Source organism: Sphingomonas faeni (assembly GCF_023195535.1).
In the GTDB taxonomy this organism is placed as follows: Bacteria; Pseudomonadota; Alphaproteobacteria; order Sphingomonadales; family Sphingomonadaceae; genus Sphingomonas; species Sphingomonas faeni_B.
In genome coordinates, this window is record NZ_JALPNF010000002.1 from 128,702 (window position 1) to 154,340 (window position 25,639).

At 66.2% G+C, this 25,639-nt stretch carries 22 protein-coding genes; 13 read left to right on the top strand and 9 right to left on the bottom strand.

Annotated elements, in window-relative coordinates; translation table 11 throughout:
- The first annotated feature begins 64 nt into the window (after positions 1-64).
- The 7 genes from SPHN_RS05015 (at position 65) to SPHN_RS05045 (ending at position 7,393) form a co-directional block, all read left to right on the top strand.
- Positions 65-1,144 carry an ABC transporter substrate-binding protein gene (locus SPHN_RS05015; protein WP_248521689.1) on the top strand — a complete coding sequence of 360 codons (1,080 nt, stop codon included), beginning with the start codon at positions 65-67 and terminating at the stop codon, positions 1,142-1,144.
- The gene (locus SPHN_RS05020; protein WP_248521690.1) at positions 1,141-2,622 is read left to right on the top strand and encodes an OprO/OprP family phosphate-selective porin; all 1,482 of its coding nucleotides are present in this window, start codon (positions 1,141-1,143) and stop codon (positions 2,620-2,622) included. The genes SPHN_RS05015 and SPHN_RS05020 overlap by 4 nt, the downstream gene beginning before the upstream one ends.
- A 257-nt stretch (positions 2,623-2,879) precedes the next feature.
- The gene (locus SPHN_RS05025) at positions 2,880-4,181 is read left to right on the top strand and encodes a CitMHS family transporter (RefSeq protein ID WP_248521691.1); all 1,302 of its coding nucleotides are present in this window, start codon (positions 2,880-2,882) and stop codon (positions 4,179-4,181) included.
- Between the two features lie 40 nt (positions 4,182-4,221).
- A complete protein-coding gene (locus tag SPHN_RS05030) occupies positions 4,222-4,881 on the top strand; it encodes an alpha/beta fold hydrolase (protein WP_248521692.1) in 660 nt (219 codons plus the stop codon).
- A 195-nt stretch (positions 4,882-5,076) separates the two neighbouring features.
- Positions 5,077-5,415, top strand: coding sequence for a hypothetical protein (locus tag SPHN_RS05035; RefSeq protein ID WP_248521693.1), 339 nt, complete (start codon positions 5,077-5,079; stop codon positions 5,413-5,415).
- A gap of 122 nt (positions 5,416-5,537) precedes the next feature.
- Positions 5,538-6,296 carry a hypothetical protein gene (locus SPHN_RS05040; protein ID WP_248521694.1) on the top strand — a complete coding sequence of 253 codons (759 nt, stop codon included), beginning with the start codon at positions 5,538-5,540 and terminating at the stop codon, positions 6,294-6,296.
- Entirely contained in the window at positions 6,293-7,393 is a 1,101-nt protein-coding gene (locus SPHN_RS05045; protein ID WP_248521695.1) for a glycosyltransferase, read from the top strand. Before SPHN_RS05040 ends, SPHN_RS05045 begins: the two co-directional genes overlap by 4 nt.
- Positions 7,394-7,465: 72 nt before the next feature.
- Here SPHN_RS05045 and SPHN_RS05050 read toward each other — a convergent pair whose 3' ends face one another.
- Complete coding sequence (locus SPHN_RS05050) at positions 7,466-8,323, bottom strand: glycosyltransferase family 2 protein (protein ID WP_248521696.1); 858 nt, start codon at positions 8,321-8,323, stop codon at positions 7,466-7,468.
- On the bottom strand, positions 8,320-10,422 hold the full coding sequence (locus tag SPHN_RS05055; protein WP_248521698.1) for an HAD-IIB family hydrolase: 2,103 nt from the start codon (positions 10,420-10,422) through the stop codon (positions 8,320-8,322). The genes SPHN_RS05050 and SPHN_RS05055 overlap by 4 nt, the downstream gene beginning before the upstream one ends.
- Before the next feature lie 141 nt (positions 10,423-10,563).
- Between SPHN_RS05055 and SPHN_RS18500 the strand changes: the two genes are divergently transcribed.
- A complete protein-coding gene (locus SPHN_RS18500; protein ID WP_248521700.1) occupies positions 10,564-11,796 on the top strand; it encodes a glycosyltransferase family 4 protein in 1,233 nt (410 codons plus the stop codon).
- On the opposite strand, the gene SPHN_RS05065 is transcribed toward SPHN_RS18500, so the two are convergent.
- From SPHN_RS05065 to SPHN_RS05075, 3 genes are all read right to left on the bottom strand, one after another.
- Positions 11,712-12,578, bottom strand: a complete 867-nt coding sequence (locus SPHN_RS05065; protein ID WP_248521702.1) for a hypothetical protein — start codon at positions 12,576-12,578, stop codon at positions 11,712-11,714. The two genes, SPHN_RS18500 and SPHN_RS05065, sit on opposite strands and share 85 nt — an antisense overlap.
- A gap of 259 nt (positions 12,579-12,837) precedes the next feature.
- Positions 12,838-14,508, bottom strand: coding sequence for an inorganic phosphate transporter (locus SPHN_RS05070; protein ID WP_248521704.1), 1,671 nt, complete (start codon positions 14,506-14,508; stop codon positions 12,838-12,840).
- Positions 14,509-14,759: 251 nt separating this feature from the next.
- A complete protein-coding gene (locus tag SPHN_RS05075; RefSeq protein ID WP_248521705.1) occupies positions 14,760-15,086 on the bottom strand; it encodes a UrcA family protein in 327 nt (108 codons plus the stop codon).
- 218 nt (positions 15,087-15,304) lie between these two features.
- Here SPHN_RS05075 and SPHN_RS05080 point away from each other — a divergent pair, with 218 nt between their 5' ends.
- A complete protein-coding gene (locus SPHN_RS05080) occupies positions 15,305-17,584 on the top strand; it encodes an ATP-dependent helicase (RefSeq protein ID WP_248522379.1) in 2,280 nt (759 codons plus the stop codon).
- Between the two features lie 4 nt (positions 17,585-17,588).
- The gene (locus tag SPHN_RS05085) at positions 17,589-18,053 is read left to right on the top strand and encodes a hypothetical protein (protein ID WP_248521706.1); all 465 of its coding nucleotides are present in this window, start codon (positions 17,589-17,591) and stop codon (positions 18,051-18,053) included.
- On the opposite strand, the gene SPHN_RS05090 is transcribed toward SPHN_RS05085, so the two are convergent.
- Positions 18,050-18,346 carry a HigA family addiction module antitoxin gene (locus SPHN_RS05090; protein WP_248521707.1) on the bottom strand — a complete coding sequence of 99 codons (297 nt, stop codon included), beginning with the start codon at positions 18,344-18,346 and terminating at the stop codon, positions 18,050-18,052. The genes SPHN_RS05085 and SPHN_RS05090 overlap by 4 nt on opposite strands.
- On the bottom strand, positions 18,346-18,663 hold the full coding sequence (locus tag SPHN_RS05095) for a type II toxin-antitoxin system RelE/ParE family toxin (protein WP_349238466.1): 318 nt from the start codon (positions 18,661-18,663) through the stop codon (positions 18,346-18,348). The genes SPHN_RS05090 and SPHN_RS05095 overlap by 1 nt, the downstream gene beginning before the upstream one ends.
- Positions 18,664-18,821: 158 nt before the next feature.
- On the opposite strand from SPHN_RS05095, the gene SPHN_RS05100 reads away from it, so the two are divergent.
- Together SPHN_RS05100 and SPHN_RS05105 are read left to right on the top strand one after the other, a co-directional pair.
- A complete protein-coding gene (locus tag SPHN_RS05100; RefSeq protein WP_248521708.1) occupies positions 18,822-19,127 on the top strand; it encodes a hypothetical protein in 306 nt (101 codons plus the stop codon).
- A 104-nt stretch (positions 19,128-19,231) separates the two neighbouring features.
- Positions 19,232-19,783 carry a glycine zipper 2TM domain-containing protein gene (locus tag SPHN_RS05105; RefSeq protein ID WP_248521709.1) on the top strand — a complete coding sequence of 184 codons (552 nt, stop codon included), beginning with the start codon at positions 19,232-19,234 and terminating at the stop codon, positions 19,781-19,783.
- 154 nt (positions 19,784-19,937) lie between these two features.
- Here SPHN_RS05105 and SPHN_RS05110 read toward each other — a convergent pair whose 3' ends face one another.
- Positions 19,938-22,067, bottom strand: a complete 2,130-nt coding sequence (locus SPHN_RS05110; RefSeq protein ID WP_248521710.1) for a prolyl oligopeptidase family serine peptidase — start codon at positions 22,065-22,067, stop codon at positions 19,938-19,940.
- Positions 22,068-22,125: 58 nt separating this feature from the next.
- Between SPHN_RS05110 and SPHN_RS05115 the strand changes: the two genes are divergently transcribed.
- Complete coding sequence (locus SPHN_RS05115) at positions 22,126-23,541, top strand: MFS transporter (RefSeq protein WP_248521711.1); 1,416 nt, start codon at positions 22,126-22,128, stop codon at positions 23,539-23,541.
- 300 nt (positions 23,542-23,841) lie between these two features.
- On the opposite strand, the gene SPHN_RS05120 is transcribed toward SPHN_RS05115, so the two are convergent.
- Positions 23,842-25,584 (bottom strand): DUF885 domain-containing protein, encoded by a 1,743-nt coding sequence (locus SPHN_RS05120; protein ID WP_248521712.1) that lies wholly within the window; start codon positions 25,582-25,584, stop codon positions 23,842-23,844.
- Positions 25,585-25,639: the final 55 nt, after the last annotated feature.

A 25,639-nucleotide genomic window follows, 5' to 3' on the forward strand; every position in this document is an offset into this window, starting at 1 on the left:
TTCAATTCGTACTCCACCCCTGCAGTCTATCCGAACACAGAGACGGAAGGCGAGGAGAGTGATGATGGCACGAATTTTTCTGAAGATCGCATTGCTGGCTACGAGCTTCACCGCGACCGCCGTCGTGGCGCAACGCCCGGCCGGCTATCCGCGATCCTACGACCAGCTGATCGACGAGGCGCGCGCCGAGCGACAGGTGCGAATCTACGGCAATGCCGATCGCGCCGAGTTGCTGCCGGTCGTCGCGGCGTTCCGGAAGCGCTTTCCGGGGATCACCGTGCTGTACGCGGACCTCGGCTCGACCGAGATGTATCGCCGCTTCGTCACCGAGACGCGCGCCAGGAAACTCTCCGCCGATCTCGTCTGGTCGTCGGCGATGGACCTGCAGGTCAAGCTGATCAACGACGGCTTCGCGCAGGGCTATGCGAGCCCCGAAAAGCCCGCGCTGCCGCCGGTGTCGCTGTGGAAGAACATTGGCTTCGGCGTCACCGCGGAGCCGATCGGGATGGTCTATAACAAGCGTCTGGTGCCGCCTGTACAGGTGCCACGCACGCATGCCGCGCTGGAAACCTGGCTGCGGCGGAACGCGGCAACGCTGACCGGCCGCGTCACGACGTTCGACCCGGCGCGCTCCAATGTCGGCTATCTGTACCTGACGGAGGACCTAGCCATCACGCGCGACACACGCTCGTTGCTGGAGGCGATCGCCGCGACCAAGCCCGTGCTGTCGCAGACCAGCGAGCCGATGCTGCGCGGGGTCGCCGAGGGGCGGCAGGCGATCGCGTACAACGTCATCGGCTCCTACGCGCTGGAACGTGCGCGGACCGACCCGCGGATCGGCGTCGCGTTCCTCCAGGACTACACGATCGTCACGTCGCGGATCGCGTTCATCGCGCGCGAGGCGGCGCACCCGGCGGCTGCCAAGCTGTTCCTCGATTTCCTGCTGTCGCGCGAGGGCCAGTCGCTGCTCGCCAAGCGCAGCCTGTGGCCGGTCCGCACCGACGTTTCCGCCCGCCGCCTTCCCACCGCGCAGGCCCGGCCGATCCGCGTGGGCCCGCAACTTCTCGTCAACCTCGACCGCGTCAAGCGCCAGCGTTTCCTGCGCGACTGGACCGCGATTCTCGCCACCGGAGCCCAAAAATGACTCTCTTCCGTACCGGGTGCGCCGCACTCGCCTTGATTGCAGCAACCCCGGCACTCGCGCAGACTCCGAGCGACGCAGACCTCGCCGCGCTCGTACGAGCGCAGGCTGCCGAGATCGCCGCGCTGAAGTCGCGGCTGGACCGGCTGGAGAACAACGCCGCCGTCGCGCAAGCATCCGCTCCGGTCGCGCCGTTGCAGCCAGCACCGCAGGCGGTCGCGCAGACCACCGAACCGCGCCGCACGGTGCCGTTCGCGCCGCAGCTCGCGCCCCCTGGCCCGGCCGATCGCAGCGTCGCGCAGGCGGTCGCCGCGCGCGACAATCCATCGGGCGTGACCACCGAATGGGGCGCCGGCCTGCCCGTTTTCCACTCGGCGGACGGCGTCTACACGTTCAAGCCGCGCGGCCGCATCCTGACCGACGTCAGCTCCAGCTTCGGCTCCAAATACGACGGTCGCAACATCACCACGACGGGCATGCGCGCGTTGCGCCTCGGGCTCGAAGGCGGCGTCGGCACGCATTTCTTCTACCAGTTCGAGAGCGACTTCTCGGAGAACGAGGTCGACGTCGTCACCGCGTTCGTCGGCTGGCGCAACAAGATCAAGCCCGGCCTCGATTACGACGTCCGCGCCGGTCACCTGTTCAACGACCGCAGCTTCGAGGGCTCGACGGGCTCGGATTCGACGCCGTTCCTCGAACGCTCCACCGTCTCGACTGCGATCATCCCACAGCGTGGCTTCTACGGCATCGGCGTGATGCCGCGCATCTTCTGGAAGACCGGCCACGCGTCGGTGACGGTAACCGGCGACCGGATCGACGGCACGCAGACGGTCGGCGACAGCCGCACGGTGCTCGGCCGCGCCCACTGGAACCCGATCAAGTCCGATACCGGCGTGCTCCACATCGGCGCTTGGGGCTTCGACGAATCGCTGTCGTCCGTGGCCGGCACGCTGACGCGCAACACCGTGATCGGCGGCCGCTTCAACGGTGCGCTCCGCGTGTCGACCGGGCCGTTGATCGGCGGCACCGGCACGACCGGCTACGGCGTCGAGCTCGGCGGCTATCGCGGGCCGTTGTGGGTGATGGGCGAAGCGGGCCGCCGTAACGCGCGGCTCGACGGCGGGCGTCCCGATTTCGTCAGCAAGGCGTGGAGCGTCTCGGGCGGGCTGTTCCTGACCGGCGACCTGCCGCCGTACAATCCGCGGCTCGGCAGCTTCGGCCAGCCCAAGGTGTTGAAGCCCACGTTCGACGGCGGTGTCGGCGCGATCGAACTGACCGCGCGCTACGAAAGCCTCGATTTTGACAATCTGCTGACTGGCGGCGACGGTTGGGCGGCGACTGTAGGCGTCAACTGGTACCTCAACAGCTTCACCCGCTTCCAGGTGAACGCAATCCAGTGGAACACCGACAACCGCGCCGGCGACTATGTCGGCAACGACAGCGGCCAGACGGTGAGCGCCCGTGTCGGCGTGACGTTCTGATGCTGGCCGGAATGTGCTCTGCCACGGCGACCCGCCCCCAACGCTCCGTCATCCTGACGAAAGTCAGGACCCAGAGCCACGCAGCACTGCACCCTGTAATCCTGGGTCCTGACTTTCGTCAGGATGACGGCGTGTTTGTGACGACGTCCGCGATGGCGTCCGCGACGACGTCCACGACGGCGATGGCGATGGCGATGGCGACAGCGCCTGCCACCGCCCCCACCCCCCTTTTTCACGCCCTTTCCTAGGACGATGCGATGAACCTTGCCCTGCTCGGCTTCCTGATGGTGGCCACGTTCATGACGTTGATCATGACCAAGAAGATGACGCCGCTGGTCGCGCTCATCGTGATCCCGTCGCTCTTCGGCGTGTTCGCGGGCGAGGCCGCGGGCCTCGGCCCGATGATGATCGACGGCATCAAGAACCTCGCGCCGACCGGCGTCATGCTGCTGTTCGCGATCCTGTTCTTCTCGACGATGACCGACACGGGGCTCTTCGATCCGCTGGTCGGACGGCTGATCCGGATGGTCCACGGCGATCCGATGCGCATCCTGATCGGCACGGTCGTGCTGTGTGCGCTCGTCAGCCTCGATGGCGACGGCTCGACCACCTACATCATCACGATCGCCGCGCTGCTGCCGCTCTACAAGCGCTTCAACATGAACCGGCTGTACCTGGTCTGCCTGTTGATGACGACGAGCGGGATCATGAACCTGACGCCGTGGGGCGGGCCGACCGCGCGCGCAGCGAGTGCACTGAAATTTGACCCCGCCACGCTGTTCCTGCCGTTGATCCCCGGCATGATCGCGGGGCTCGCCTTCCTGATCGGCCTCGCCGTGTATTTCGGGCGTAAGGAGCGCGTCCGGATGCGTGAAGCGGGCATTACCGCAGACATCGAGTTCACCGGCATGGCCGTCTCGCAATATCCCGAAGCACGTCGTCCCAAGCTAATCTGGTTCAACGCCGCGCTCGTCGTCACGCTGCTGACGTTGCTGGTCTGGGGCATCCTGCCGCTGTCGGTGCTGATGATGCTGGCGTTCGCGATCGCGATGATCGTCAACTATCCCGGCGTCGCCGACCAGAAGGAGCGCATCTCCGCCCATGCCGGCAACGTGCTGGCGGTGGTGTCACTGATCTTCGCGGCAGGTATCTTCACCGGGATCCTCGGCGGCACCGGCATGGTCGAGGCAATGAGCAAGGCCGTCGTCGGCGTAATCCCGCCCGCGCTCGGGCCGTACATGGCGCCGATCACCGCAGTGCTGAGCATGCCGGCCACCTTCTTCATCTCGAACGACGCGTTCTATTTCGGAATGCTGCCGATCCTGGCGGAGGCCGGCGCGCATTACGGCGTCGCCCCCGAAGCGATCGCGCGCGCGTCGCTGATGGGCCAGCCGGTTCACCTGCTCAGCCCGCTGGTGCCGTCGACCTATCTGCTGGTCAGCCTGGTCGGCATCGACCTCGCCGATCACCAGCGCTTCACGCTCGTGCCGGCCATCGCCGTCTGCACTGTGATGACGCTGGTCGGGATGATCGCGCTCGCCTTCCCGTTCGTCGCCTGACGTGAGCATCCCCGCAACCCGCCGCTACCGGAGATTTCGCATGGTCCGACCGCGTACACCGTTGATGCTGCTCCCCGCGATGGGCTGCGACGGGCAATTATGGGCACGGCAGATCGTCGACCTCGCCGCCGTCGCGCAGGTCGAGTTCGGCGACCTGTCGCAGGACGATACGCTGTCGGCGATGGCCGCGCGGGTGCTCGCCGCCGCACCGCCGCGGTTCGCGGTCGCCGGCGTCAGCCTCGGCGGCTACGTCGCGATGGAGATGGTCCGCCAGGCCCCCGACCGGATCGAGCGGATCGCGCTGTTCGGGACGCGCGGGTCGATGGACGTCCGTCCGCGTACCGTCGCAGGGCAAGGCATGCTCGCCACCGCACCGCACGCCGATCCGCTGCTCAGCGCGATCGTCAGCGGTCCCGCGCAGGCGATGGCCGACCGCGTCGGGCCCGTGGTGTTCGAACGCCAGCAACGCGCGCTGCTAGCCCGGCCCGACATCAGCGAGGCGATCGCCGCGATCCACGTGCCTACGCTGGTCGCGGTCGGCGATCGCGACCGGATCTGCACCCCCGACGACGCGCTGTCGCTGAGCTTGCGGATTCCGGGCGCACGCTTCCATCTGCTGCGCGGTTGCGGCCACCTGTCTCCGCTCGAACGCCCCGGCGAGGTCACTGCAGTTCTACGCGACTGGCTCAGGCCACGCTGACCCCCGCCCCGCCTGCCGACATCTCCGAGGCCCAACCGACCCAGCCGCAACCGGACCGGCTAATAGCGACAGCAGGATCGCTCAACATGACGCGGCCCTGCAACACTTGTCCGCCATAAGGATCGCAGCGGACAACGCGCGGCCTAACCCGAGTCGCGCGCTGCCCCGGCAAAGACCGAGCGAAGGAGGCACGTGATGACCGTGATTGCAGCCAAGTCCTTGGCGCGCGGAGCCGAATACGGGTTCGGCTCGCCTTGGCTCGCACAGGTCCCGGTTACCGAGAGCGCAGTCGGAACGCCCATTTATCCGGAGCCCGACCTCGACGATCCGGTCGGAACAGCCGCCTCACCGTGGCGTGCGCCATGTTTCTACCTTGCCTTCATTGCCGGCGCGGTCTTGGTGCTCGCTGTCGGCGTGATCGTCGCGTGGCGGTCGATCGCCCGCCGCACTCGTCGGCCCGACGATACCGCGGTCGTGGCAATGGCTCCAAGTCCTGCCCAAGGTCCTGATCGCATCGCCTGCCAGATCCGGTAGTTGCTCGGTAGTTGGTTGTACGCCGTCCCGACCGACGCTAGCGGCAATCGGTCATGTCAATTCCCGCACCCCGCCCCGCCAAGTCCCTGGACTGGTTGCAACCTTTGCCAGGATTGCGGATCGTGAAGCGCGGGGAAACACCCATCGCGCGGGTCCAGATTTATGGCCAGCGGTGCAGCGGGACCAACCTCGTCACGCGCGCGATCGAGGCGAACCTGCCTGGCGTCGCGATCACCGAGGCGTTCGGGTTCAAGCATTGGTTCGTGCCGCCGCAAACGCTGTTCGTGAAGGATACGCTGGTGCTGATCGTGGCGCGCGATGCGTATGACTGGGCGCGCAGCCTGCACCGCCAGCCTTGGCATGCGCATCCCGAACTGAAGGCCAAGCCGTTCGACGCGTTCATCCGCAGCGACTGGCACAGTTATTGGGACGATCATTTCGGGCATATCGAGCCCGGACACCCGATGCACGGCGAGGAGATGCTGCACGAGCGCGATCCCGAGACCGGCGAACGGTTCGCAAACTGCATCGCCAAGCGAACCGCCAAGCTGCGCCATTGGTCGTCGCTGACCAACCGCGCGCACAACGTCGCGCTGCTGGGTTACGATGCGTTCGCGCGCGATCCGGCGGCGTTCGTGACGGCGCTGGCGGCGGCGGCCGGTCTGGAGCGGCGCGCGCCCTACGTGCCGATCACCAGCTACAAGGGACAGGGCCATGCGCCCTATGTGCCGACCGCGTATCCCGATCTGGCGGCCGAGGATGCCGCGCACATCGCCGCATGGCTCGATCCCGAGGTCGAGGCCTTGTTCGGGTTAAGCGCCGACTATGCTGATCGACATCAATCGCCTTCGCGCACGGCTCCGGTACAGCAACCGGCATGAGCCAGCCGATCACGTTCTTCATCCATCACCAGGGCCGCGGACATGCGAACCGCGCGATGGCGATCATCCGCGAACTGCCGCCCGAGCGCATGGTGACGATCCTGACCGCCAAGCCGTCGCTGTTCGACGGGTTCGAGCGGCCGATTACGATCGCGGCGCTGCCCGACATGATCGGTGCGCCGGTGCCGACGCCCGGCCTGTTCGCACAGGCCACGCCCGAGGTGATGCACTGCGTCCCGCTCGGGGTGGCGAAGACGCGGGCGACGATGCGGACGATCATCGACCATCTCGACGACGTCGATCCGGCGCTGTTCGTGGTCGACGTCTCCGCAGAGATCGCGTTGCTCGCGCGGATCGCCAGCGTCCCGGCGATCAGCATCCGGATGCACGGCGACCGGCTCGATCCGGGGCATCTCGGCGCCTATCAGGCGAGCGTCGGCCTGCTCGCACCGTTCGGCGAAGCGCTTGAGCAAGGCGACACCCCCGACTGGGTGCGCGCAAAGACATGCTACGCAGGCGGCCTTTGCACGACCGGCGATCCGGTCCCGACCAAGGCCGAAGCGCGTGCGAAACTCGGGCTTGATCCGAACCAGGAGATTATCGTCGTACTCACCGGCGGCGGTGGCGCAGGCACGCCGTATGCGCCGCTGACGATGGCGGCGCGGGCGGTGCCGGATGCGCTGTGGCTGGTGCTGGGACCAGTCCACCGCGAGGGACACGAGACCGATTTCGGCAATCTGGTCGAGCTAGGCTGGGTATCCGGCGTGACCGACCACATCGCCGCGGCGGACGTGGTGATCGCGTCGGCGGGCGACAACACGGTGCACGAGATCGCGCGCGTCGGGCGGCCTTATGTCTGTGCGCCCGAATGGCGGTATTTCGGTGAGCAGACGCGCAAGGCAGAGCGACTTGCGGAACTGGGTGCGGCGGTTGCGCTTCCGGCGTGGCCAGGCGCGCTGGCACCATGGCGCGGGATCCTCGATGCCGCCAAGGCACTCGATCCGGCGGCACTTGCCGGACTTTACGACGACGACGCGGCAAAGGTGGCGGCGGAGTATCTGGAAGGACTGGCGGTTTCGCTGTGGGCGACGGGATAAGCGCGTCCCGGCGCCAGCCCCGTCGGAAGAATATTGACGACCTACACGGGTAAGTCGGGCAGGCACCTGGCCTCAGCTGAACAGCGTCTCCGGTGGCATCTTCGACGCAATCACTTCCGCCTCGGTCGGCGGTCGCAAGGCCGTGATCGTATCCGCATCCCATGCGATCAAACCATTCTCCGCGAACTGCTCGAGCCAATATTGCATGCACCACCGCCCCCATGTCGCACGAAACAGGCGCGCATTTCGGATGATCGCGTCGAAATGCTGATAGGCCGGCGTGTGGACGATGTGGTGCTGATGATACGCGCGCGCGCCTCCAACCCACCACATCGCGACGCCCGCGCGCTCCAGTCTCGCGGCGAAGTCCGTCTCCTCCCCGCCATAGCCGACATAGCGTTCGTCCATCCCCCCGGCTCGCGTCCAATCCGCGGCGGAAATCCCAAACGACAAGCCCCAAAGTTCGCCATGGCTCGGCGTCGGACGGATCTCGTCGATAGCGATCGGCGGCTTGTCGGGGTGGCGCATGCCGATCCGGTCGAGCGCAGCGAAATCGATACCGTCCGCGATGACACCAGCAGGAAGATACAGAACCTCTCCCAACCGAATGCCGCCTGGCTCGGATCCCGTCTCGACATAGCGTTCGACCAGAGTCGGTGATGGCACGCAATCGACGTCGAGGAAGATAAGTTGCTTGCCCGACGCCGCGGCCGCGGCACGATTGCGCGCCGCGGCAAGTGGCATCGCGTCGCCTGATACGAACACCTCCCGGATCGGAAAGTCGGTCGAGGTTAGATCGATATGCGCCGCCGGCTGCATATAGGCGATCACCAGTTCGTCGGGCTTGCGCCGCGACGCGTTCAACCCGGCAATCAGGTTCGCCAGATGCGCGCGACGCCCGCGGACGAGCGTGAGGACGCTGACGCTCACGAGGCCCGCTTCCGTACCGCGGCCAGCGGCTCCGACTGTTCGGCCGCGGAGCGGAAATACGCCACGCCTTCGATCACCCCGCGCGCGTGATGGCCGACCGCGACATAGCCATGCGCGAGGTCGGCACGCGTGCCAAGGCCATCCGAGTAATTGCCGACGATGATCGCGTGGCGCGACGAGCGCAGCATCTCGATATCGTTGCCGCTATCACCCGCGACGATCACCTGGCGCGGTTCGAGGCCGAGGCGGCGACGGACATGCTCGACAGCAGTGCCCTTCGACGCAGCATGCGGCAGCACGTCGAGATAGCGGCCATGGCTATGGATGATCGAACAGCTATGACCGTGTTCCGCAAGTAGCGCGCGCACGCGCTCCGCCGCCGCCACGTCGCCGTCCGCGAAATAGCTGAGCTTGAACCGGCGTTGCTCGAGCGGACTTTGCGGGGTCAGGCCGGCATGTTGCCCGATCAGCGCGGCGACCGCCTCGCGATCCCAGCCCGCTGCGATGATGCCGTCCCACTCGGTATCGCGGTCGTACACCGCCCCGCGCACCGTCCGGTAATAGATCTCCGAACCAACCGACGTGATCAGGATCGCCGGCCTTGGCGCGTCATGCTGGCCAAGCACCGCCATCGCGCTATGAAAGCTCCGCCCGGTGGCGATCGCGAACGCGACGTCGGTCTGCGCCGCGTGCCATGCCGCGAAATCGCCGACGCCTTGCGCGCAGCCGATGAGCGTTCCGTCGATATCCGACACCAGCAGCAATGCCGGTTCGCGCTCGGCGACCGGCAGCGCGGCGGTGCCGACGACCTCATCAAGCAGGCCCACGTAAAGCTGTACGTGACGGTCCCAATCATACGCCCGGATCGCGACCGATCCCGCCGCCGAATAGCGCGACCAGAGCGCGAGATCGTCGAGGATCTTGAGGATCGCATCGGTAATCGCGGTCGACGAGCGCGGATCGACGAGGATGCCGTTGCCGCATGTCTCGACGATGTCGTTCGGACCACCGCTGTCGGTCGCGACCACCGGCAGGCCGCTCGCCGCCGCTTCGAGCAGGGTCAGACCGAACGGTTCGTTGAGCGCCGGATTGACGAAGATACCGCGTCGGGTGCGCGCGTAGGCATACACCGCAGCAATATCGTCGGGACGGTGCTGCTTCGGATAGGCGACCTTGCCGTACAGGTCGTAGCGGTCAATCAATTGCAGCAGTTCGGCGATGTTGTCGCGGATCTCCGGCTCAAGCGTCGCACTGTCGTCGCGCGTACCCGCCAGAATTACAAGGTTCGCCGCGGCCCGCAACGCGGGCGAGCGGCCATAAGCGTGGACGAGCGCGGCGAGGTTCTTCTTGGTCACAGGACGCGCGATGGCGAGGATCACCGGCTTGGAAGGATCGTCGAGGAACCGGTCGATCAACGCATCGACGCGCGCGTCGGTGCGGCAGTTCGCGAACTGCTTCAGGTCGCTGCCGGGCGCGAACACGCGGATCCTGCCGGGATCGTAGTTCGCATAATCCGCGTACTGGACCTCGGCCTCGTCGCGCGACGACGCGATGATCGCGGCGGCGGCGGCGATCGCCTCTTCCTCGATCGCGATCCGGCGATCAAGACCGGCGGTCTCCGTACAGTCGCGGTCGAACGCGGCCAGCTTCACGCGCCCCAGCGAGTGCGCGGTGAAGACATAGGGTATGCCGGTACGCGCCGAGACACGCGCTGCGATCAGCCCGGCATCGGCATAATGTGCATGCATGACATCGGGCACTTGGTCGAGCGTGGCGATGTGCGCGATGAGGGCCTCGACGAGGCTGTCATGCTCGGTCCACAGGTCTTCCTTGACAAGATATGCATCGGATGCGGTCGGCAGGCGGACGATCCGCGTGGTGCCGTCGATCGTCTCGATCGGCTCGGCATAGCATTCGGCATAGGCCATGCGCCGGAAGGCGCGGGTGACGATTTCCATCCGGTCGATCGCCGGATGGCGACCGCTGGCAGAGACGAGATCGAGCAGATAGCGGATATGCCCGCCGGTATCCGCGGTGAGTCCGTATTCGACGTCGGTTGCGCGTAAACACCCCTGTAACGCGATATGTAGTACGAACACCCTTCCCCCGTTCATCTGCGATTCACTCAAGGAACCCCCCGCGGGGTTGCCGAGTTCCGGGCCGATGACACTCGAAACCCTTGTATTGACACAGATTAGTACGTTCTATTCTGCGTTCCATCTGCCGCGTGACGGTGCATCGTGAGGATCGCTCTACTCACTTGGGCGTATCCCCCTGAAAAGAGCGGACTTACGCGCGCCGCACGGGAGATCGCGCAGTCGCTGGCGGGCGCAGGCCATGACGTCAGCGTATTTACGATGGATCGGCGCGAAGACAGCCGCGACGGCAGGGTTTCGGTGTTCGGCTGCGGTTTGCGCGAAGGGTCCTTGCCCGCGCGCCTGCGCAAGATCGCCGGGATCGGGCATCTTGTGGCGCCGTTCGCGTTCCGCCGAGCGGTTGCGCGCGAGCACCGCCGCGCACCGTTCGACATCGTCGAGGCGACCAACTGGTACGCGCCCGGTCTGGCGATCGCGCTTGCCGGCCCCGCGCGCCTGGTGACGCGCAACTCGACCCCGGCGGCAACTTCGGCGGAGACCGTGACGAGCCTGCGCGACCGGTTCGATCGCCGCGCCGCGATGCTGGCGGAACGCATCACCGCGCGCTTCAGCAAGGCTCTGATCTCGAACACGCAGCTTCACGGCGATAAGATCGCGGCGCTGTACGGCGTCGCGTCGCCCGGCGAAGGAGCGCGGCATGCGGTGATCGGCCTCAGCCTCCCGCCCGAGATCGTCGCGCGCGGCTCTGCGGCGACCTACCCGCTCGGCGAACCGATAGACCTGCTGTTCGTCGGGCGCGACGAGCACCGCAAGGGGTTCGACGCGCTGATCATGGCGCTGCGTATCCTGTCGCGCCGCGCGGATGCCGGGATGCGTGATTTCCGGCTGACGATCGTCGGCGTACGCGCGGAAGACGTCGGCGCAATCCCGGCGTCGGCGCGTGCGCGGTTGACCTGCCACCACCGCGTCGACGAGGCCATGTTGCACGACCTGATGGAGGCGGCGCACGTGATCGTCGCGCCGTCACGGTACGAGAGCTTTGGGCTGGTGTATCAGGAGGCAATGATGTTCGGCCGCCCGGTCGTCGCCTGTGCGGAGGATCCGAGCGCGCGGCTGTTCATTGGCGAGAGCGGTGCCGGATTGCTCGCGAAGACCTGCACCGGAGACGATCTCGCGACGCAGATCCAGCGGCTGGTCGAAGACCCGGTGTTACGCGCGCATTATGCCTCTGCAAGCCGCAGGGCCGCAGGGATGTTCACGCGCGACACGCTCGCCGCGCAGACGGCCGCGGTCTACCGCACCGCCACGGGATCGAAGCGGGCGAGCAACAACGCCTCGTCCTCGGGCCTGCCCGCGCCGGTCGACATCGCTTCGTAGATCCGCGTCCGCTCGCGTACCCGCTCGCCATCGAGCCGGTGATCGAGCGCGCCGGCCAGCGCCAGCGAACTTTCGACGAACGGTACGACCGGGCGTTCGTGGACCCGGCCGGCAAAGCGGATGTCGCTGCGATTGAGGCGGTACTGGATGTCCGGATAGGATGCAGATTGCACGCCGTCGACGAGGTTGCGGCGTGGTAGTCCCAGCGAACGCAGCCCATCGCGATCCGCCGCCGCGACCAACCAGCCGAGCGCACCGAGCAAGGCAGCGTCGGGGCGCTCGTCGGTGTCGATCTGCAACACCCAGCGGGTCTTCATCATGTCCTGAAGCCGATTGCGCTGTGCGGCAAAATCGCCGTCGAGTGGGTGGTGCGCGACCTCGACCCACGGAAACTGTGCGGCAAGTTCGCGCGCGTCGTCTGCTGTGGCGTCGAGGAGGACGACGATCCGGGCAAACGCGCTGCGATAGTGTGTTGCGATGTCGACGAGATCGGCGGTGTCGGCGGCACGCGCGATGATGCCGAGGCCAATTGCGTGCGGCACGGTCTGCGCAGGGACCGCCTCCGCGTGTGCAGGTCGGTAGTCGTGTGGGAAGCGGATCGCATTTGGCGCGACGGCGGTCGGTTCGACCTCGAACCCGAACCGCCACGCCACGTTGCGCAATCCTGCCGGGTCGAGCGTCCAGCGCTCGGCGGGCTCGCGTTCCAGATCGACGACACCGCTTTCGAGCCCGGCGACGATGTCGCGGGCCACTTCGCCAACCTCGCCCACGTCGCGCACCATCAGGCGGCAGTGGCTACATTCGGACCAGTCCTCATGCGGGAGCCAGTCCCAGTTGCTACAGATCGAGCATCGCAATCGCATGGGCCCGGCAACCCGTAGGGCGGGCTAGGGGTTCCGCCGAACTCGATCCTCCCCCATCGGGGGAGGTGGCAGTCCCGGAGGGACTGACGGAGGGGTATCCGCCCCAAGTTGAGGGGCGGCACCCCTCCGTCTGGCAAGAGCCAGCCACCTCCCCTCACAGGGGAGGATTTTAGAACGCTCAATACCCCAGCGTATGCGCCAGCGTCAGCAGCAGCCAGTACAGTCCGCCCGACAACAGCATCGCCACCGGCAGCGTCATCACCCACGCCAGCGCCATGTTCATCACCGTGCGCCGCTGCAGTCCGGCGCCATTGGCAACGCTCGCACCCGCGACGCCGGACGACAGGATATGCGTGGTCGACACCGGCATCCCGAAGTTCACCGCCAGCAGGATCGTCGACGCCGCGACCAGCTCGGCCGATGCGCCCATGCCATAGGTCAGATGCGTCTTGCCGATCCGCTCGCCCACCGTGACGACGATCCGCTTCCACCCGACCATCGTGCCCAGCCCGAGCGCCAGCGCGACGGTCACCTTCACCCAGGTCGGGATATAGCGCGTGCCCTGCTCGAGCCCGCTATCATAGCTCTTGAGCGTGGTGATCTCCTGCGCGGTAAACCGACCCTGCGCGGCCTTGTCGGCGGCGATCAGCTTGGTGGTATCGAGCACCAGATACATGTCGTTGCGCAAGTTCGGCGTCGCCGCGGCGGGCACTTTCCCGAGCGACCCATAGCCCGCGATCCGGCTCGACACGTCGTCCGACAACGTCGCGAGCGCGCCATAGACGACCGGGTCCGCGACATGCTTGCTCTTCAGCGCCTGCGTGACCTGCGCGCGCGCCGCGCCGACGTCGGTCGGTGCGCCATCGGCATGCGCGCGGTACGCCGCCGACGCCGCCTGCGCGGTCTGGACGAACGCCGGCGTCGCGCTCTCGGGCATCGTCCGGTTGAGCGCATAGGCAGTCGGCGCGCAGCCGATCAGGATGAGCATGATCAGCCCCATCCCCTTCTGCCCGTCGTTGCTGCCATGCGCGAAGCTGACCGCGGTGCACGTGCCGATCAGCAGCGCGCGGATGCCGCGTGGCGGCGGCGTCTGGCCCTCGGGGGCCTCGTACAGCGCCTTGTCGCGCAGGAAGCGCTTCATCACGAGCAGCAGCAACAGCGCGCCGACGAACCCGACGATCGGGCTGAACGCGAGCGCGGAAAGAACCTTCCAGACCTGCGCCATATCGACGCCGGACGTACCGTCCGCCCCGCCGCCGCTGATGAGCTGATTGGCGAGCCCGACGCCAAGGATCGAGCCGATCAGCGCATGGCTCGACGAATTGGGCAGCCCGACCGCCCAGGTCGCGAGGTTCCACACGATCGCCGCGAGCAGCAGCGCGAAGATCATCGCGAACCCGCCGACGCTACCGACGTTGAGGATCAGGTCGACCGGCAGTAGCGTGACGATCGAATACGCCACTGCGCCCGACGACAACATCACGCCAAGGAAGTTGAAGAACCCCGACCACACGACCGCAAGCGGCGCGGGCATCGAATGCGTGTAGATGACGGTGGCGACCGCATTGGCGGTATCGTGGAAGCCGTTCACGAACTCGAACCCGAGCGCGATCAGCAGCGCGAGCGCGAGGAACGCGAAGGCGCCGCCCGCCAGGCTCTCGCCGACCTGCGCGGTGTCGAAGGCGATGCTGAACCCGGCATAGGCGAGCCCACCGATCAGCACGGCGAGGAACAGCCAGCGCCCCGCCGGGTGCAGCGCATGGTCGAGCCTGGGACCAGTGTGCGGTGCCGACGCCGCAGCGCTCGAATCAGCCGTTAGCGCGTCGGGTGCAAATGTGGAGGTTGCCATGGGAATGTGCAGTCGGCCCTTACGATGACAATCTTATGACAGATGCAGATCAAGCGATGGCTCGGCCTGATTTGGGAGCCGCCTTAACCATCCTCCCCGCCAGGGGGAGGTGGCACCGGAGGTGACGGAGGGGGAGGACACACAACCGACGTGTCGCTTACCTCCCCCTCCGTCTGGCATGCGCCAGCCACCTCCCCCTTGCGGGGGAGGATCAATAAAAACCGACGTCCTTCCCCGATCAGCGCGCTAGTTCAGCGCACCGCGTCGATGCTGGCGAGCTGCGTCCCGCTATTCAGCAACGCGGCCAGCTTCACGCTCGCATCCGTGGTCATCTCCTTGCGACACTGGTGCGAATCGGCGAGCGCGTCGAGGCCACCGGTACGCGGCTGGCAGGCGCTGGCGATCGCCGAGCGCAACCGGCGCTGGAACGCGGTTCGTCCGGCGTCGCTGGTGAGGTCGAGTCCGGCTCGCGATACGCGCACCGACACCGGTTCGCGCACGGAACTGGCCGATGCGCCCGCCGAGAACAGGCACGCGCCGACGATCGCCGCCGAAGCGACGCTGATGAAAAGCTTCATGATGATGTTCCTCGATTGGTCCTGCGGTCCGCAGGCCCCGGCCTGCGGGCGACGGCGCCAGTGCGTCGGGACGCCTTTCTGGTTGCGGCATCTCCGACGACGAACCTCGTCGCTGCGCATCCCCTAGACGTGCTTCGTGACGTCCGCGCGACGGTTCAGCGACGTTTCAAAGGTTGCCCGATCGCCCCCCGTTCCCTACCTGTTCACCGGTGAACCAGATCGCCCAAACGTCCGCGCCGCAAGCAGAGCCTCCCTATCTCCGCGGTCTCAATCCGCCGCAGCGCGAGGCGGTGCTGACCACCGATGGCCCCGTCCTGATCATCGCCGGCGCGGGTACCGGCAAGACTGCGGCGCTCACCGCCCGGCTCGCGCACCTGATCTTCACCAGGAAGGCGTGGCCGTCGGAAATCCTGAGCGTCACCTTCACCAACAAGGCCGCGCGCGAGATGCGCGAGCGGGTCGGCCGGCTCGTCGGCGATGCGGTCGAGGGGATGCCGTGGCTCGGCACGTTCCACGCGATCGCCGCGAAGATGCTGCGTCGCCACGCCGAGCTCGTCGGGCTGCAATCGAACTTCACGATCCTCGATACCGACGACCAGCTGCGGCTGCTGAAGCAACTCATTCTCGCCGCGGACATCGACGAGAAGCGCTTTCCGACGCGCAGCCTCGCCGGGCTGATCGACCAGTGGAAGAACAAGGGGCTCGTCCCCGCCGATATCGATGCGGGCGAATCCGAACGCTACGCCAACGGCCGCGGCGGCGAGTTGTACCAGCAATACCAGACCCGGCTGATCGCGCTGAACGCGTGCGATTTCGGCGATCTGCTGCTCCACATGCTCGTCATTCTGAAGACGCACCGCGATGTGCTGGCGCAGTATCAGCAGCGCTTCAAATACATCATGGTCGACGAGTATCAGGACACCAACTCGTCGCAATATCTCTGGCTGCGGCTGCTAGCGCAGGAGCGCAAGAACATCGCCTGCGTCGGCGACGACGACCAGTCGATCTATTCGTGGCGCGGCGCGCAGGTCGAGAACATCCTGAAGTTCGAGCGCGATTTTCCGGGCGCGAAGGTCATCCGCCTCGAACAGAATTACCGCAGCACGCCGCACATCCTCGGCGCCGCATCGGGCGTGATCGCGAACAATGGCGGGCGGCTGGGCAAGCAGCTGTGGACTGAGCGCGACGTCGGCGAAAAGGTCAAGGTCATCGGCGTCTGGGACGGCCCGGAGGAAGCGCGCCGCGTCGGCGAGGAGATCGACATCGTCCGCCGCTCGGGCAAGTCGCTCGACGAGGTCGCGATCCTGGTCCGCGCGCAGCACCAGACGCGCGAGTTCGAGGACCGCTTCATCGCGATCGGCATGCCGTACAAGATCGTCGGCGGCTTCCGCTTCTACGAACGCGCCGAAATCCGCGATGCGCTCGCCTATCTGCGCGTCGTCAACCAGCCGGCGGACGACCTCGCCTTCGAACGCATCGTCAACGTCCCCAAGCGCGGTCTCGGCGACAAGGCGGTCGCGCGCATCCACCAGCTCGCGCGCGCCACCGGCACGCCGCTGACCACCGCCGCCGCGCGCATCCTCGACACCGACGAACTGACCGGCGCTGCGAAAAAGTCGCTCGGCCGGCTGGTCGGCGATATCGCCCGCTGGCGCGACATGGCGACCAGCCTGCCGCACGCCGAACTCGCGCGACAGTTGCTCGACGAGAGCGGCTACACCGCGATGTACCAGGCCGAGAAATCGGTCGAGGCCACCGGGCGGCTTGAAAACCTCAGCGAACTCGTCCGCGCGATGGAGGAATACGACTCGCTCGGCGCGTTCCTCGAACACGTCTCGCTCGTGATGGACAACGAAGGCGGCGCGCAGGACCCGCAGGTCACGATCATGACCATCCACGCCGCGAAGGGCCTCGAATACGACACGGTGTTCCTGGTCGGCTGGGAGGAAGGCCTGTTCCCGTCGCAGCGCTCGCTCGACGAGGGCGGCGTGAAGAGCCTCGAGGAGGAACGCCGCCTCGCCTATGTCGCGATCACCCGCGCCCGACGTCTGGCCGTGATCCTCCACGCCGCCAACCGCCGCATCTACGGCCAGTGGAACTCGTCGATCCCCTCGCGCTTCGTCGCCGAACTCCCGCCTGAGCATATCGACTCGGAAACCACGATGTCGGGCGGCGCAAGTCTCTGGCAAGCCAACTGGTCCGATCGCGCCGATCCTTTCGCCGACGTCGCGCGCGGCACCGGCCGCGGCCCGGGCTGGCAGCGTGCCGCGGGAACGGGAAGCACCTTCACCGCCAAACCCGCCCGCGTCGTCGAAAGCCGCGCCAGCGCGATCAGCCTCGGCAATAAAGGCCGCGACGACCTGTCGCTCGGTATGCGCGTGTTCCACCAGAAGTTCGGCTACGGCACGATCGCCGAAATCGAAGGCAACAAGCTGGAAATCGACTTCGAACAGTCGGGACGAAAGCGGGTAATGGATAGCTTCGTCACGCTGGGGTGAGCAAATGGAAGACGATTCACGACTGAAACGCGTTTGGAACCAGCAGAGCGTACCAGTCTTGCTTCGGCGGGAAATCGGCAAGCTGCGAGTACGAGTTCCCTATATCCAAAACGATGCTTTGTGGATGGGCCGCACCCAATACTGGCTTAGATCCGGACGCCATACGATTCCGAACTGGTTCCCCCATGAGCGGTTTTGGGAAGTCCCCTCAAGCTGGTTTAACGACCTCGTCAAACAGATGATCGATAAACACGGCAGCGTATATGTCATTCAGCCTTATCGAGAGCAGGAAGTTTGTGCACGGCAATGTTGGGACGCGAAAGCGCATGAATGCCAATGCTCATGCATGGGCGAGAATCACGGACAGGGTGAGCACGGCGGTTGGCTGGAAATATCCGATACGTTCGCAACTCGATGGGGCTCGGTCGAAATGGCCTGCCGTTTAATGCAAAAAAGACCGAACGCTTAAGCCGCTACTCGTTCAACCTCGATCTCACCCTCTCGCACACGCGCCTGTGCCAGATCATACGTCGCCTGCATCCGCATCAGCGTATCCGCCTGCAAGCCGAACGCCTTCTCGAAGCGGATCGCCATTTCCGCCGACAAACCGGCCCTGCCGCCGAGGAGATTGCTCATCGCCTGCCGCGTCACACGCAGTTTGGCAGCGGTGTCCGTCACGCTCAGGCCATGCGGCGCGACGATTTCCGCGCGCAACCATGCACCCGGATGAACCGCAAAGCTCGCGTGCAATTTGATCGCCATCAGTGATAATCCTCCAGATCGAGATCCTCGACGCCGCCTGCGTCGTTGATCCGAAACGTCATCCGCCAGTTCTTCGTCACCGTCAGCGACCGTTGATCGGCACGATCACCGGCAGGGCGGTGTGCACCGAAATTCGGTGGTGCCGTCAGTTCGTCCGCGGTCTCGATCGCGCCGATATACGCCAGCATGTTTCGCAGACGAACCACGAGGTTACCCGGCAGGCCCCTCGGTCGCCCCGTCTCTGCGGAAGACCGTAGCGCCTTGTGACGGATGCTTTCGATGAGCATCCTGAACGATAGAACTTCCGAAATACGCATGTCAACCGTCGCTTGACACTTTACGCTTTGGTGACCGGGGCTTATCCTCAAGCTTCGCCCCGAACCTGTACCGCAGCCGACAACCTCGTTCAGGAACCATGCCTCTCGACAGCCGTATCAACGGCGCATCCCGATCGTCGGGTTCGAGAGGACATCTCATGAAGTTTACGCATCTCATCGCGGCCGGGTTGGCCTTCGCAACGCTCGGCCTCGGTGCCGCCGCTCCTGCCGAGGCGCAGCGCGATCGCGGGCATAGCCAGCAGTATCGCGACAACGATCATCATGGGGATCACCGCGGGGACCATCGTGGCGATCGGCGCGATTTCCGCGGCAACGATCATCGTGGCGATCGCCATGACGACCGGCGCTATCGCGGCCGTGGCAACGATCGTCGCAACTGGAACAACAATCGCCGTTGCCGCACCGAATGGCGCAACCATCGCCGCGTGCAGATTTGCCGCTGATGTAAGCCGAGCCGGCGCGTACTATGGTGCGTCGGCGACAGGCGGGCGGTGGCGTGGTGCCGCCGTCCGTCACTGCATGTGACCCTTTGACGAGGATTTGGATCATGAAGCGTTTCTTCGGTACGGCTGCGGTGATTGCGGCGACGTGCCTTTCCGTTGCCACACCGGCGCTCGCGCAGTCGCAGGCCGACGACGCTCGCTTTGCCGCCGCGCAGGCGCGGCTCGACAGCGAACTGGAGATCTTCCGCACGGAATTCGATCGCTACCAGTCGGTCCGCGGCAATCGCGGCGGTTATCCGCCGCAGACCGGCTATCGTACCGCGCCCGATCGCAGCGGCGGCTATCAGGAGGCGTATCCGGACGAGCGCGACGAGGGCAATTACGATCCCTCGCGCTATTACCGTGCGGGTCCGAACTACCAGGAGCGCACGCTGGCGACCAACGACCGCGTCTATGCGGGGCAGGATGGCCGTTATTACTGCAAGCGCAACGACGGCACGACCGGGCTGATCATCGGTGCGGCCGGTGGTGGCATCCTCGGCAACGTGATCGACGGTGGCCGTTCGCGGATCGTCGGTTCGCTACTGGGCGCGGCCGCGGGTGGCCTTGCCGGGCGTGCGGTTGAGCAGAGCAACAACCAGGTCCGCTGCCGCTGATGGCTTGATCCTCCCCCGCCAGGGGGAGGTGTCGCCGGAGGTGACGGAGGGGGAGGACACGGAACGCAGGTGGTCGCGCCCTCCCCCTCCGTCAGGCTGACGCCTGCCACCTCCCCCTGGCGGGGGAGGATTGCAGAACCTTCTGGCCCCATCCCTACTTTGCCGGCCCGACGAGCTTCTGCGTGAAGTAGGTCATCTGCAGTGCCTGCAACCGGGCCCCCTGCTCGATGTCCGCATCGCCCGAATGACCGCCCGCGGTATCCTCGTAGTAGAGATACGGCAGGCCGTACTCCTTCAGCCGCGCCGCGAACTTGCGCGCATGTTGCGGCCCGACGCGGTCGTCCTTGGTGGTCGTCCAGATATACGGCTCCGGATACGCGACGCCCTTCCTGATGTTCTGATACGGCGAGATCTTTTCGAGAAACGCCTTCTCCTCGGGCACGCTGACCGAGCCATATTCGTCGACCCACGACGCCCCTGCGGCGATCCCCTCGTAGCGAATCATGTCGAGCAGCGGCACCTGGATCGTCACTGCCTTCCACAGGTCGGGATGCTGGTTGAACTCGACCCCCATCAGCAGCCCGCCATTCGACCCACCGTAGATGCCGAGCTTGGCCGGGCTCGTCAGTTTCCGCGCGAACAGGTCCTTCGCCACCGCGGCGAAGTCGTCGTAGATCACCTGCCGCTTGGTTTTCCGCCCGGCGTCATGCCACTTGGGCCCGAACTCGCCGCCGCCACGGATGTTGGCGAGCACATAACTGCCGCCGCGCTCCAGCCACAGCTTGCCGGTGCTCCCCGAATAGCTCGGCGTCATCGACACTTCGAACCCCCCATAGGCGGTCATGATCGTCGGCGTGGTCCCGTCGAGCGCGATGCCCTTCTTGTGAACCACGAAATACGGCACTTTCGTCCCGTCGGTGGAGATCGCCTCGAACTGCTCGACGACGTCGTTCGACGCGTCGAACTTCGGCGGCAGAGTCTTGATTGGCTTCGGCGCAGCGGAAGAGGCCGCATCGAGCGAATAGAGCGAGGTGGGCGTCAGGAACCCCGTCACCGTCAGATAGGCGTCGTCGCTGCGATCGGTCGTACTCGCCACATCGATCGAGGCATTGTCGGGCAGCGCGATCGGCTTGGCGGTCCAGCCGCTCGCGCCATGCGAATAGACCGACGCGCGGCCCCGTACATTGTCCGAGACGACCAGCACCAGCTTCGATTTCGTCAGCCCCATGCCGTCGACCGACTGGCGCGGTCCCGGCGCGAACACGATCGTCGGGTTGATCGCCCCCTTTTCCACCTCGGCGAGCGGTGCCGACGCGATCGCGCCTTCGGGAATCTTGCCCCACGGGTCGCTGGTCGAGAAGATCACCTGGCCGTCGATCATGCCTGCCGGGAAGGTCCGGTCGGGCAATGCAAGCGGTCGCGCACCCGCCGGCGTCCATACCAGCTTGTCCGCGCCGAAGAACGTCTTGCGGCGCTGGATCACGATCAGGCGGTTGCCCTTCTCGTCGGTCAGCACGTTCGCCGCGGTGCCGCCCTGATCGGTCGCGGCGCCACGATAGACCTCGGTTGCAGCGTCGAGCGGCTGGCCGCGCTTCAGCTGCTTCATCACGAACGCATAGCCCGACTGGGTCGTCGTCCCCGCGCCCCAGTCGCGCGCGACCAGCAGCGTATCCTTGTCGACCCAGGTCGCATCCTGCTTCGACTTGGGCAGCATGAAGCCGTTCGCGACGAACGCACCGGTCTGCAGATCGAACTCTCGATACGTCACCGCATCCTCGCCGCCCTCGGACAGCGCGACCAGGCACAGCCGCTGCTCGGGCTCGAGGCAGGTCGAGCCCTTCCAGACCCATTGCTTACCCTCGGCCTTGCCAAGCGCATCCAGATCGAGCGCGGTCGTCCACTTAGGCGTCGCCGATGCGTAATCCGCCGCGCTGGTCCAGCGCCAAAGCCCGTGCGGATGATCGGCATCGCGCCAGAAATTGTAGATCCGCCCGAACATCTGGCTCGGCATCGGGATGCGATCCTTGGCCGACGCGATCGCCAGTGCCTCGGCGTAGAATGTCTTGTAGCGCGGATCGTTCTGGAGCCGCGGGAGCGTCTTCGCATTCTCCGCCTCGACCCAGGCGAGCGGCTTCGCGCCGTCCTTGTCCTCTAACCAGATGTAGGGGTCGGCGGCAGTGTCGGTTTTCGTCATCGGTGCGACTTGGGCAAGCGCGGCGCCGCCTGCAAGCCCGGTCGTCCCGCTCAATATCGTCGCCGCAAGCATCGAAGCCAGAACCCGCATCACCGTATCTCCCTGATTTGCTTGGCGCGATACATGCCGGGGTCTATCGCGGTCCGCAATGCAACCGGACCAGATATCGGCCGCCGACGGCCTGCCCAAGCCCCGCCGCTTCATGGCGATCGCCGCGATTTCGGCGGGAACGGCGCTGACGATCATCGACGGCGGCATCGCCACGGTCGCGCTGCCGACGATCGCGCGCGACCTGAACGTCGGCAGCAGCGCGGTGGTGACCGTGGTCACGGTGTACCAGCTGATCCTGGCGATGGCGCTGCTCCCGTTCTCGGGACTCGGCGACCGGATCGGGCTGAAGCGGATGTACCAATATGGCCAGCTGCTGTTCACGGTCGCGACGCTGCTATTTTTCTTCGCGAAGAGCCTGCCGTTCCTGCTCGTCGTCCGCGCGGCGCAAGCGTTGGGCGCAGCGGCGGCGCTCAGCGTCTCGTCGGCGCTGATCCGCTCGATCTATCCGACCAAGCAGCTTGGCCGCGGGCTCGGGATCAACTCGGTCGTGGTGTCGAGTTCGGCGGCGCTGGCTCCGACGATCGGCGGACTGGTGCTCGCGATCGCACCGTGGCCCTGGGTGTTCGCGAGCGCGGTGCCGTTCGCGATCGCGTCGCTGCTACTTGGCCGCGCGCTGCCCGAGCCGCACCGGCGTGACGAGCCGTTCGACGTGCTTGGCGCGGTGATGTGCGCGGCGATGATCGGGCTCGTGATCGGCGGCGCGGAGAGCGCGGTCCACGGCGACAGTCCGATCGTCTCGGCCGCGATCGTATTGACCGGCGCGGTGATCGGCTGGTTCTTCGTGAAGCGCGAACAGGGCGAGACCAAGCCGATCCTGCCGATCGATCTGCTCGCCCGGCCGGTGCTCGCGCTGTCGGCGATCGGTGCGTACACCGCGTTCATCGCGCAGATGACGTTGTTGCTGTCGACGCCGTTCCGGTTGACGCATGCGTATGGGTTCTCGGCCGCCGAAGTCGGCGCGGCAATCGCGCCGTGGCCGCTGGCGAACATGGTCGTGGCGCCGCTGTCGGGGTGGTTGTCGGATCGGTATCCGGCGGGGCTGCTCGGCGGGATCGGGATGAGCGTCTCGATCTGCGCGCTGCTGTTGCTCGCCTACATGCCGGCGGATCCGGGGTATTTCGATATCGCGTGGCGGATGGCGTTGTGCGGGTCTGGGTTCGGGATGTTCATGGCGCCGAATGCGCGGTTGATCATCGGGAGTGCGCCGAGGGAGCGGGCGGCGGCGGCGGGTGGCCTCGTCTCGACCGTCCGGCTGGTCGGCCAGACGACCGGCGCCACCTTGGTCGCCGCGCTGCTGGCCATGGGCGTAGGTGCCGGCATGACCCCGCCTTTGGTTGCCGCAGGTCTCGCGCTGGTGGCAGGCCTATGCAGCCTGAGCCGACTCCGTCCCTCGATCCGCAACCCGCCGAGCGAGGAAACGCAGGACGTGCAACCAGCGTCCCAGGCGCGGTGACCTACTCCCTCTCACCGCAGGGGAGCCGAAGGATGATTGTTCACCCGCGAAGGCGGGTGCCCGGTCTGGGTCCCCGCCTTCGCGGGGACACCCATCCTCCCCGGCACGGGGAGGGGGACCGCCGCTCGCAGAGCGGGGGTGGAGGGGGATCACCCGGAGCGTACCGCCTCGAAGAGCGAACTCGGCAACCGCTTTAGCAGACCTCAACCTGGAGCATCCACAACCTTATCTCGCGGGGAAAGCCCCCTCCACCAGCTTCGCTGGTCCCCCTCCCCGTTCCGGGGAGGATCAGCCCTCAACTCAAAACGCCGCGCTCGCCTTAGCCTCCCCCAGCATCGCGGCCCTAACCAGCGGAATCGGCGGCCCGCCAAAACTCAGGAGCTGGTCGTGGAACGCCTTCCAAGCCTTCCGGCCGCCCCGCGTCGCGGTCCAGTCGCTGCGCAGCTTGCGGATCATCAGCTTGCCCATCGTGTAGTTCAGATACGCCGGATCATACGTCCCACGCGCCGCCTGCTGCTTCGCATTCCCCTCGTCCTGGTAACATTCGTCGACGAACATCCGGAACGACTGCTCCTGCGTCATCCCCTTCGCGTGCATGCGGATCGCGGACAGGTACCGGCAATCGCGCAGCAGAGCGTTAGAGATCTGCCCGACATGCGTCTCGGGATCACCGTTATTCAGCCCAGCCTCGAACATCATCTCCTCGGCATAATGCGCCCACCCCTCGGCGAACGCATATCCCACGAACAACCGCCCGAAGAGCGACGGCGAGCGGTTCGCATGCAGGAACTGGACGAAATGCCCCGGCATCACCTCGTGCACCGACGTGAACAGCAGGTCGTTCTTGCCCGGCACGAACGCGTCCTGCACCGCCTTGCTCCAGCTCGGATCGGGCGGCGAGATGTAGTAGATCGACGGCACGCCCTTCTCGAACGGCCCCGGCGGATCGATATAGGCCGAGTTCTGCCGGTTGTACGGCGGCGATTCCTCGACCAGCGCCTGCTCGGTCCCCGGAATCGTCAGCAGGTCGTGATCGACCACAAACTTGCGCAAGGTCGGGATCTGCCGCCGCGCCTCCGCGACCGGGCCGCCGACCGGCTTGTTCGCGTTCATCTTGTCCATGCACGCCGTGATCGACAGCCCCTTGGCGAACACCCCGCACGCCTGCGCCAGCGCCGTCTGGTTGCGTTTCAGATCGGCAACACCCGCCGCCTCCAGTTGGTCGAGCGGCGTATCGACGCCCTCGGTCATCGCCACCATCCGCGAGAACTTGTCCGCCCCGAGCGCAAAATCCTGCGTCGCGGTGGCACGCTGGCCCTCGGTCCACGTCCCCAGATCGCGCATCGCCGCCGCTGCCGCCTTCGCCGCATCGGTCAGCTGCTTCTGCGCCGCCGCATCCTTGACGCTTGCGAATGCCTTCACCGCGTCGCCCGCATAATAGTCGGCAAAACCGTTGAACGCCGCCGTCCCGTAATTGACATAGCTCAGCGGCATCGGGGCCTTCAGGTTCGCCTTGATGTTGCCCGCCGCCGCCGGGATCTTCTGGAAAAACGCGGTCAGCGCCTTCATCCGCGTCGGCGCATCGGCATAGTTGCGCGCGATATACGTGTTCGGATCGAGCCCCGCGCTCACATACCAGGCGGGGTTATGATGCGGTTGGTCGGCATCCTCGAGCCAGAACAACTTGCCCTTGGCTACCTGCACCAGATAATCGCGCTCGAACGCCTCGGCAGGCTTCAAATCCTTGAACGCCCCCGCCTTGTCGATCGCGGCGTGCAGGAAGTCCGCCTGTCGCTTCAGCCCCGCAGCACTCCAATCGCCGAGCCCGCCATCATACTCGTGCTTGCCCTGATAGACCGCGTTGGCCGGATCGATCTTGAACCAGCCATCGATGAAGCCGTCGCGGAACCCGGCCCAGTCGTTCTTCGCAGCAGGGGTCGGCGCAGGTGCCGCAGCCTGTGTGTTCGAGGTAGTCTGTGCAGGCCCGCACGCGCTCAGCGTCAGCGCAGCCGCCGCCACCGTGGCCAGAAGTCCGATCCGCATCTCGTCTCCAATTCCGATTCGTGACGCCATGCTGCCAGTCGAAGCGCCGCTGCGC

What these genes read in the sequence shown, in the direction of transcription:
- SPHN_RS05015 (WP_248521689.1), top strand. Translation starts at nt 65, where the DNA reads ATGGCACGAATTTTTCTGAAGATCGCATTGCTGGCTACGAGCTTCACC.
- SPHN_RS05020 (WP_248521690.1), top strand. Translation starts at nt 1,141, where the DNA reads ATGACTCTCTTCCGTACCGGGTGCGCCGCACTCGCCTTGATTGCAGCA.
- SPHN_RS05025 (WP_248521691.1), top strand. Translation starts at nt 2,880, where the DNA reads ATGAACCTTGCCCTGCTCGGCTTCCTGATGGTGGCCACGTTCATGACG.
- SPHN_RS05030 (WP_248521692.1), top strand. Translation starts at nt 4,222, where the DNA reads ATGGTCCGACCGCGTACACCGTTGATGCTGCTCCCCGCGATGGGCTGC.
- SPHN_RS05035 (WP_248521693.1), top strand. Translation starts at nt 5,077, where the DNA reads ATGACCGTGATTGCAGCCAAGTCCTTGGCGCGCGGAGCCGAATACGGG.
- SPHN_RS05045 (WP_248521695.1), top strand. Translation starts at nt 6,293, where the DNA reads ATGAGCCAGCCGATCACGTTCTTCATCCATCACCAGGGCCGCGGACAT.
- SPHN_RS05065 (WP_248521702.1), bottom strand. Translation starts at nt 12,578, where the DNA reads ATGGTGCGCGACGTGGGCGAGGTTGGCGAAGTGGCCCGCGACATCGTC.
- SPHN_RS05070 (WP_248521704.1), bottom strand. Translation starts at nt 14,508, where the DNA reads ATGGCAACCTCCACATTTGCACCCGACGCGCTAACGGCTGATTCGAGC.
- SPHN_RS05075 (WP_248521705.1), bottom strand. Translation starts at nt 15,086, where the DNA reads ATGAAGCTTTTCATCAGCGTCGCTTCGGCGGCGATCGTCGGCGCGTGC.
- SPHN_RS05085 (WP_248521706.1), top strand. Translation starts at nt 17,589, where the DNA reads ATGGAAGACGATTCACGACTGAAACGCGTTTGGAACCAGCAGAGCGTA.
- SPHN_RS05090 (WP_248521707.1), bottom strand. Translation starts at nt 18,346, where the DNA reads ATGGCGATCAAATTGCACGCGAGCTTTGCGGTTCATCCGGGTGCATGG.
- SPHN_RS05095 (WP_349238466.1), bottom strand. Translation starts at nt 18,663, where the DNA reads ATGCGTATTTCGGAAGTTCTATCGTTCAGGATGCTCATCGAAAGCATC.
- SPHN_RS05100 (WP_248521708.1), top strand. Translation starts at nt 18,822, where the DNA reads ATGAAGTTTACGCATCTCATCGCGGCCGGGTTGGCCTTCGCAACGCTC.
- SPHN_RS05105 (WP_248521709.1), top strand. Translation starts at nt 19,232, where the DNA reads ATGAAGCGTTTCTTCGGTACGGCTGCGGTGATTGCGGCGACGTGCCTT.
- SPHN_RS05110 (WP_248521710.1), bottom strand. Translation starts at nt 22,067, where the DNA reads ATGCGGGTTCTGGCTTCGATGCTTGCGGCGACGATATTGAGCGGGACG.
- SPHN_RS05115 (WP_248521711.1), top strand. Translation starts at nt 22,126, where the DNA reads ATGCAACCGGACCAGATATCGGCCGCCGACGGCCTGCCCAAGCCCCGC.
- SPHN_RS05120 (WP_248521712.1), bottom strand. Translation starts at nt 25,584, where the DNA reads ATGCGGATCGGACTTCTGGCCACGGTGGCGGCGGCTGCGCTGACGCTG.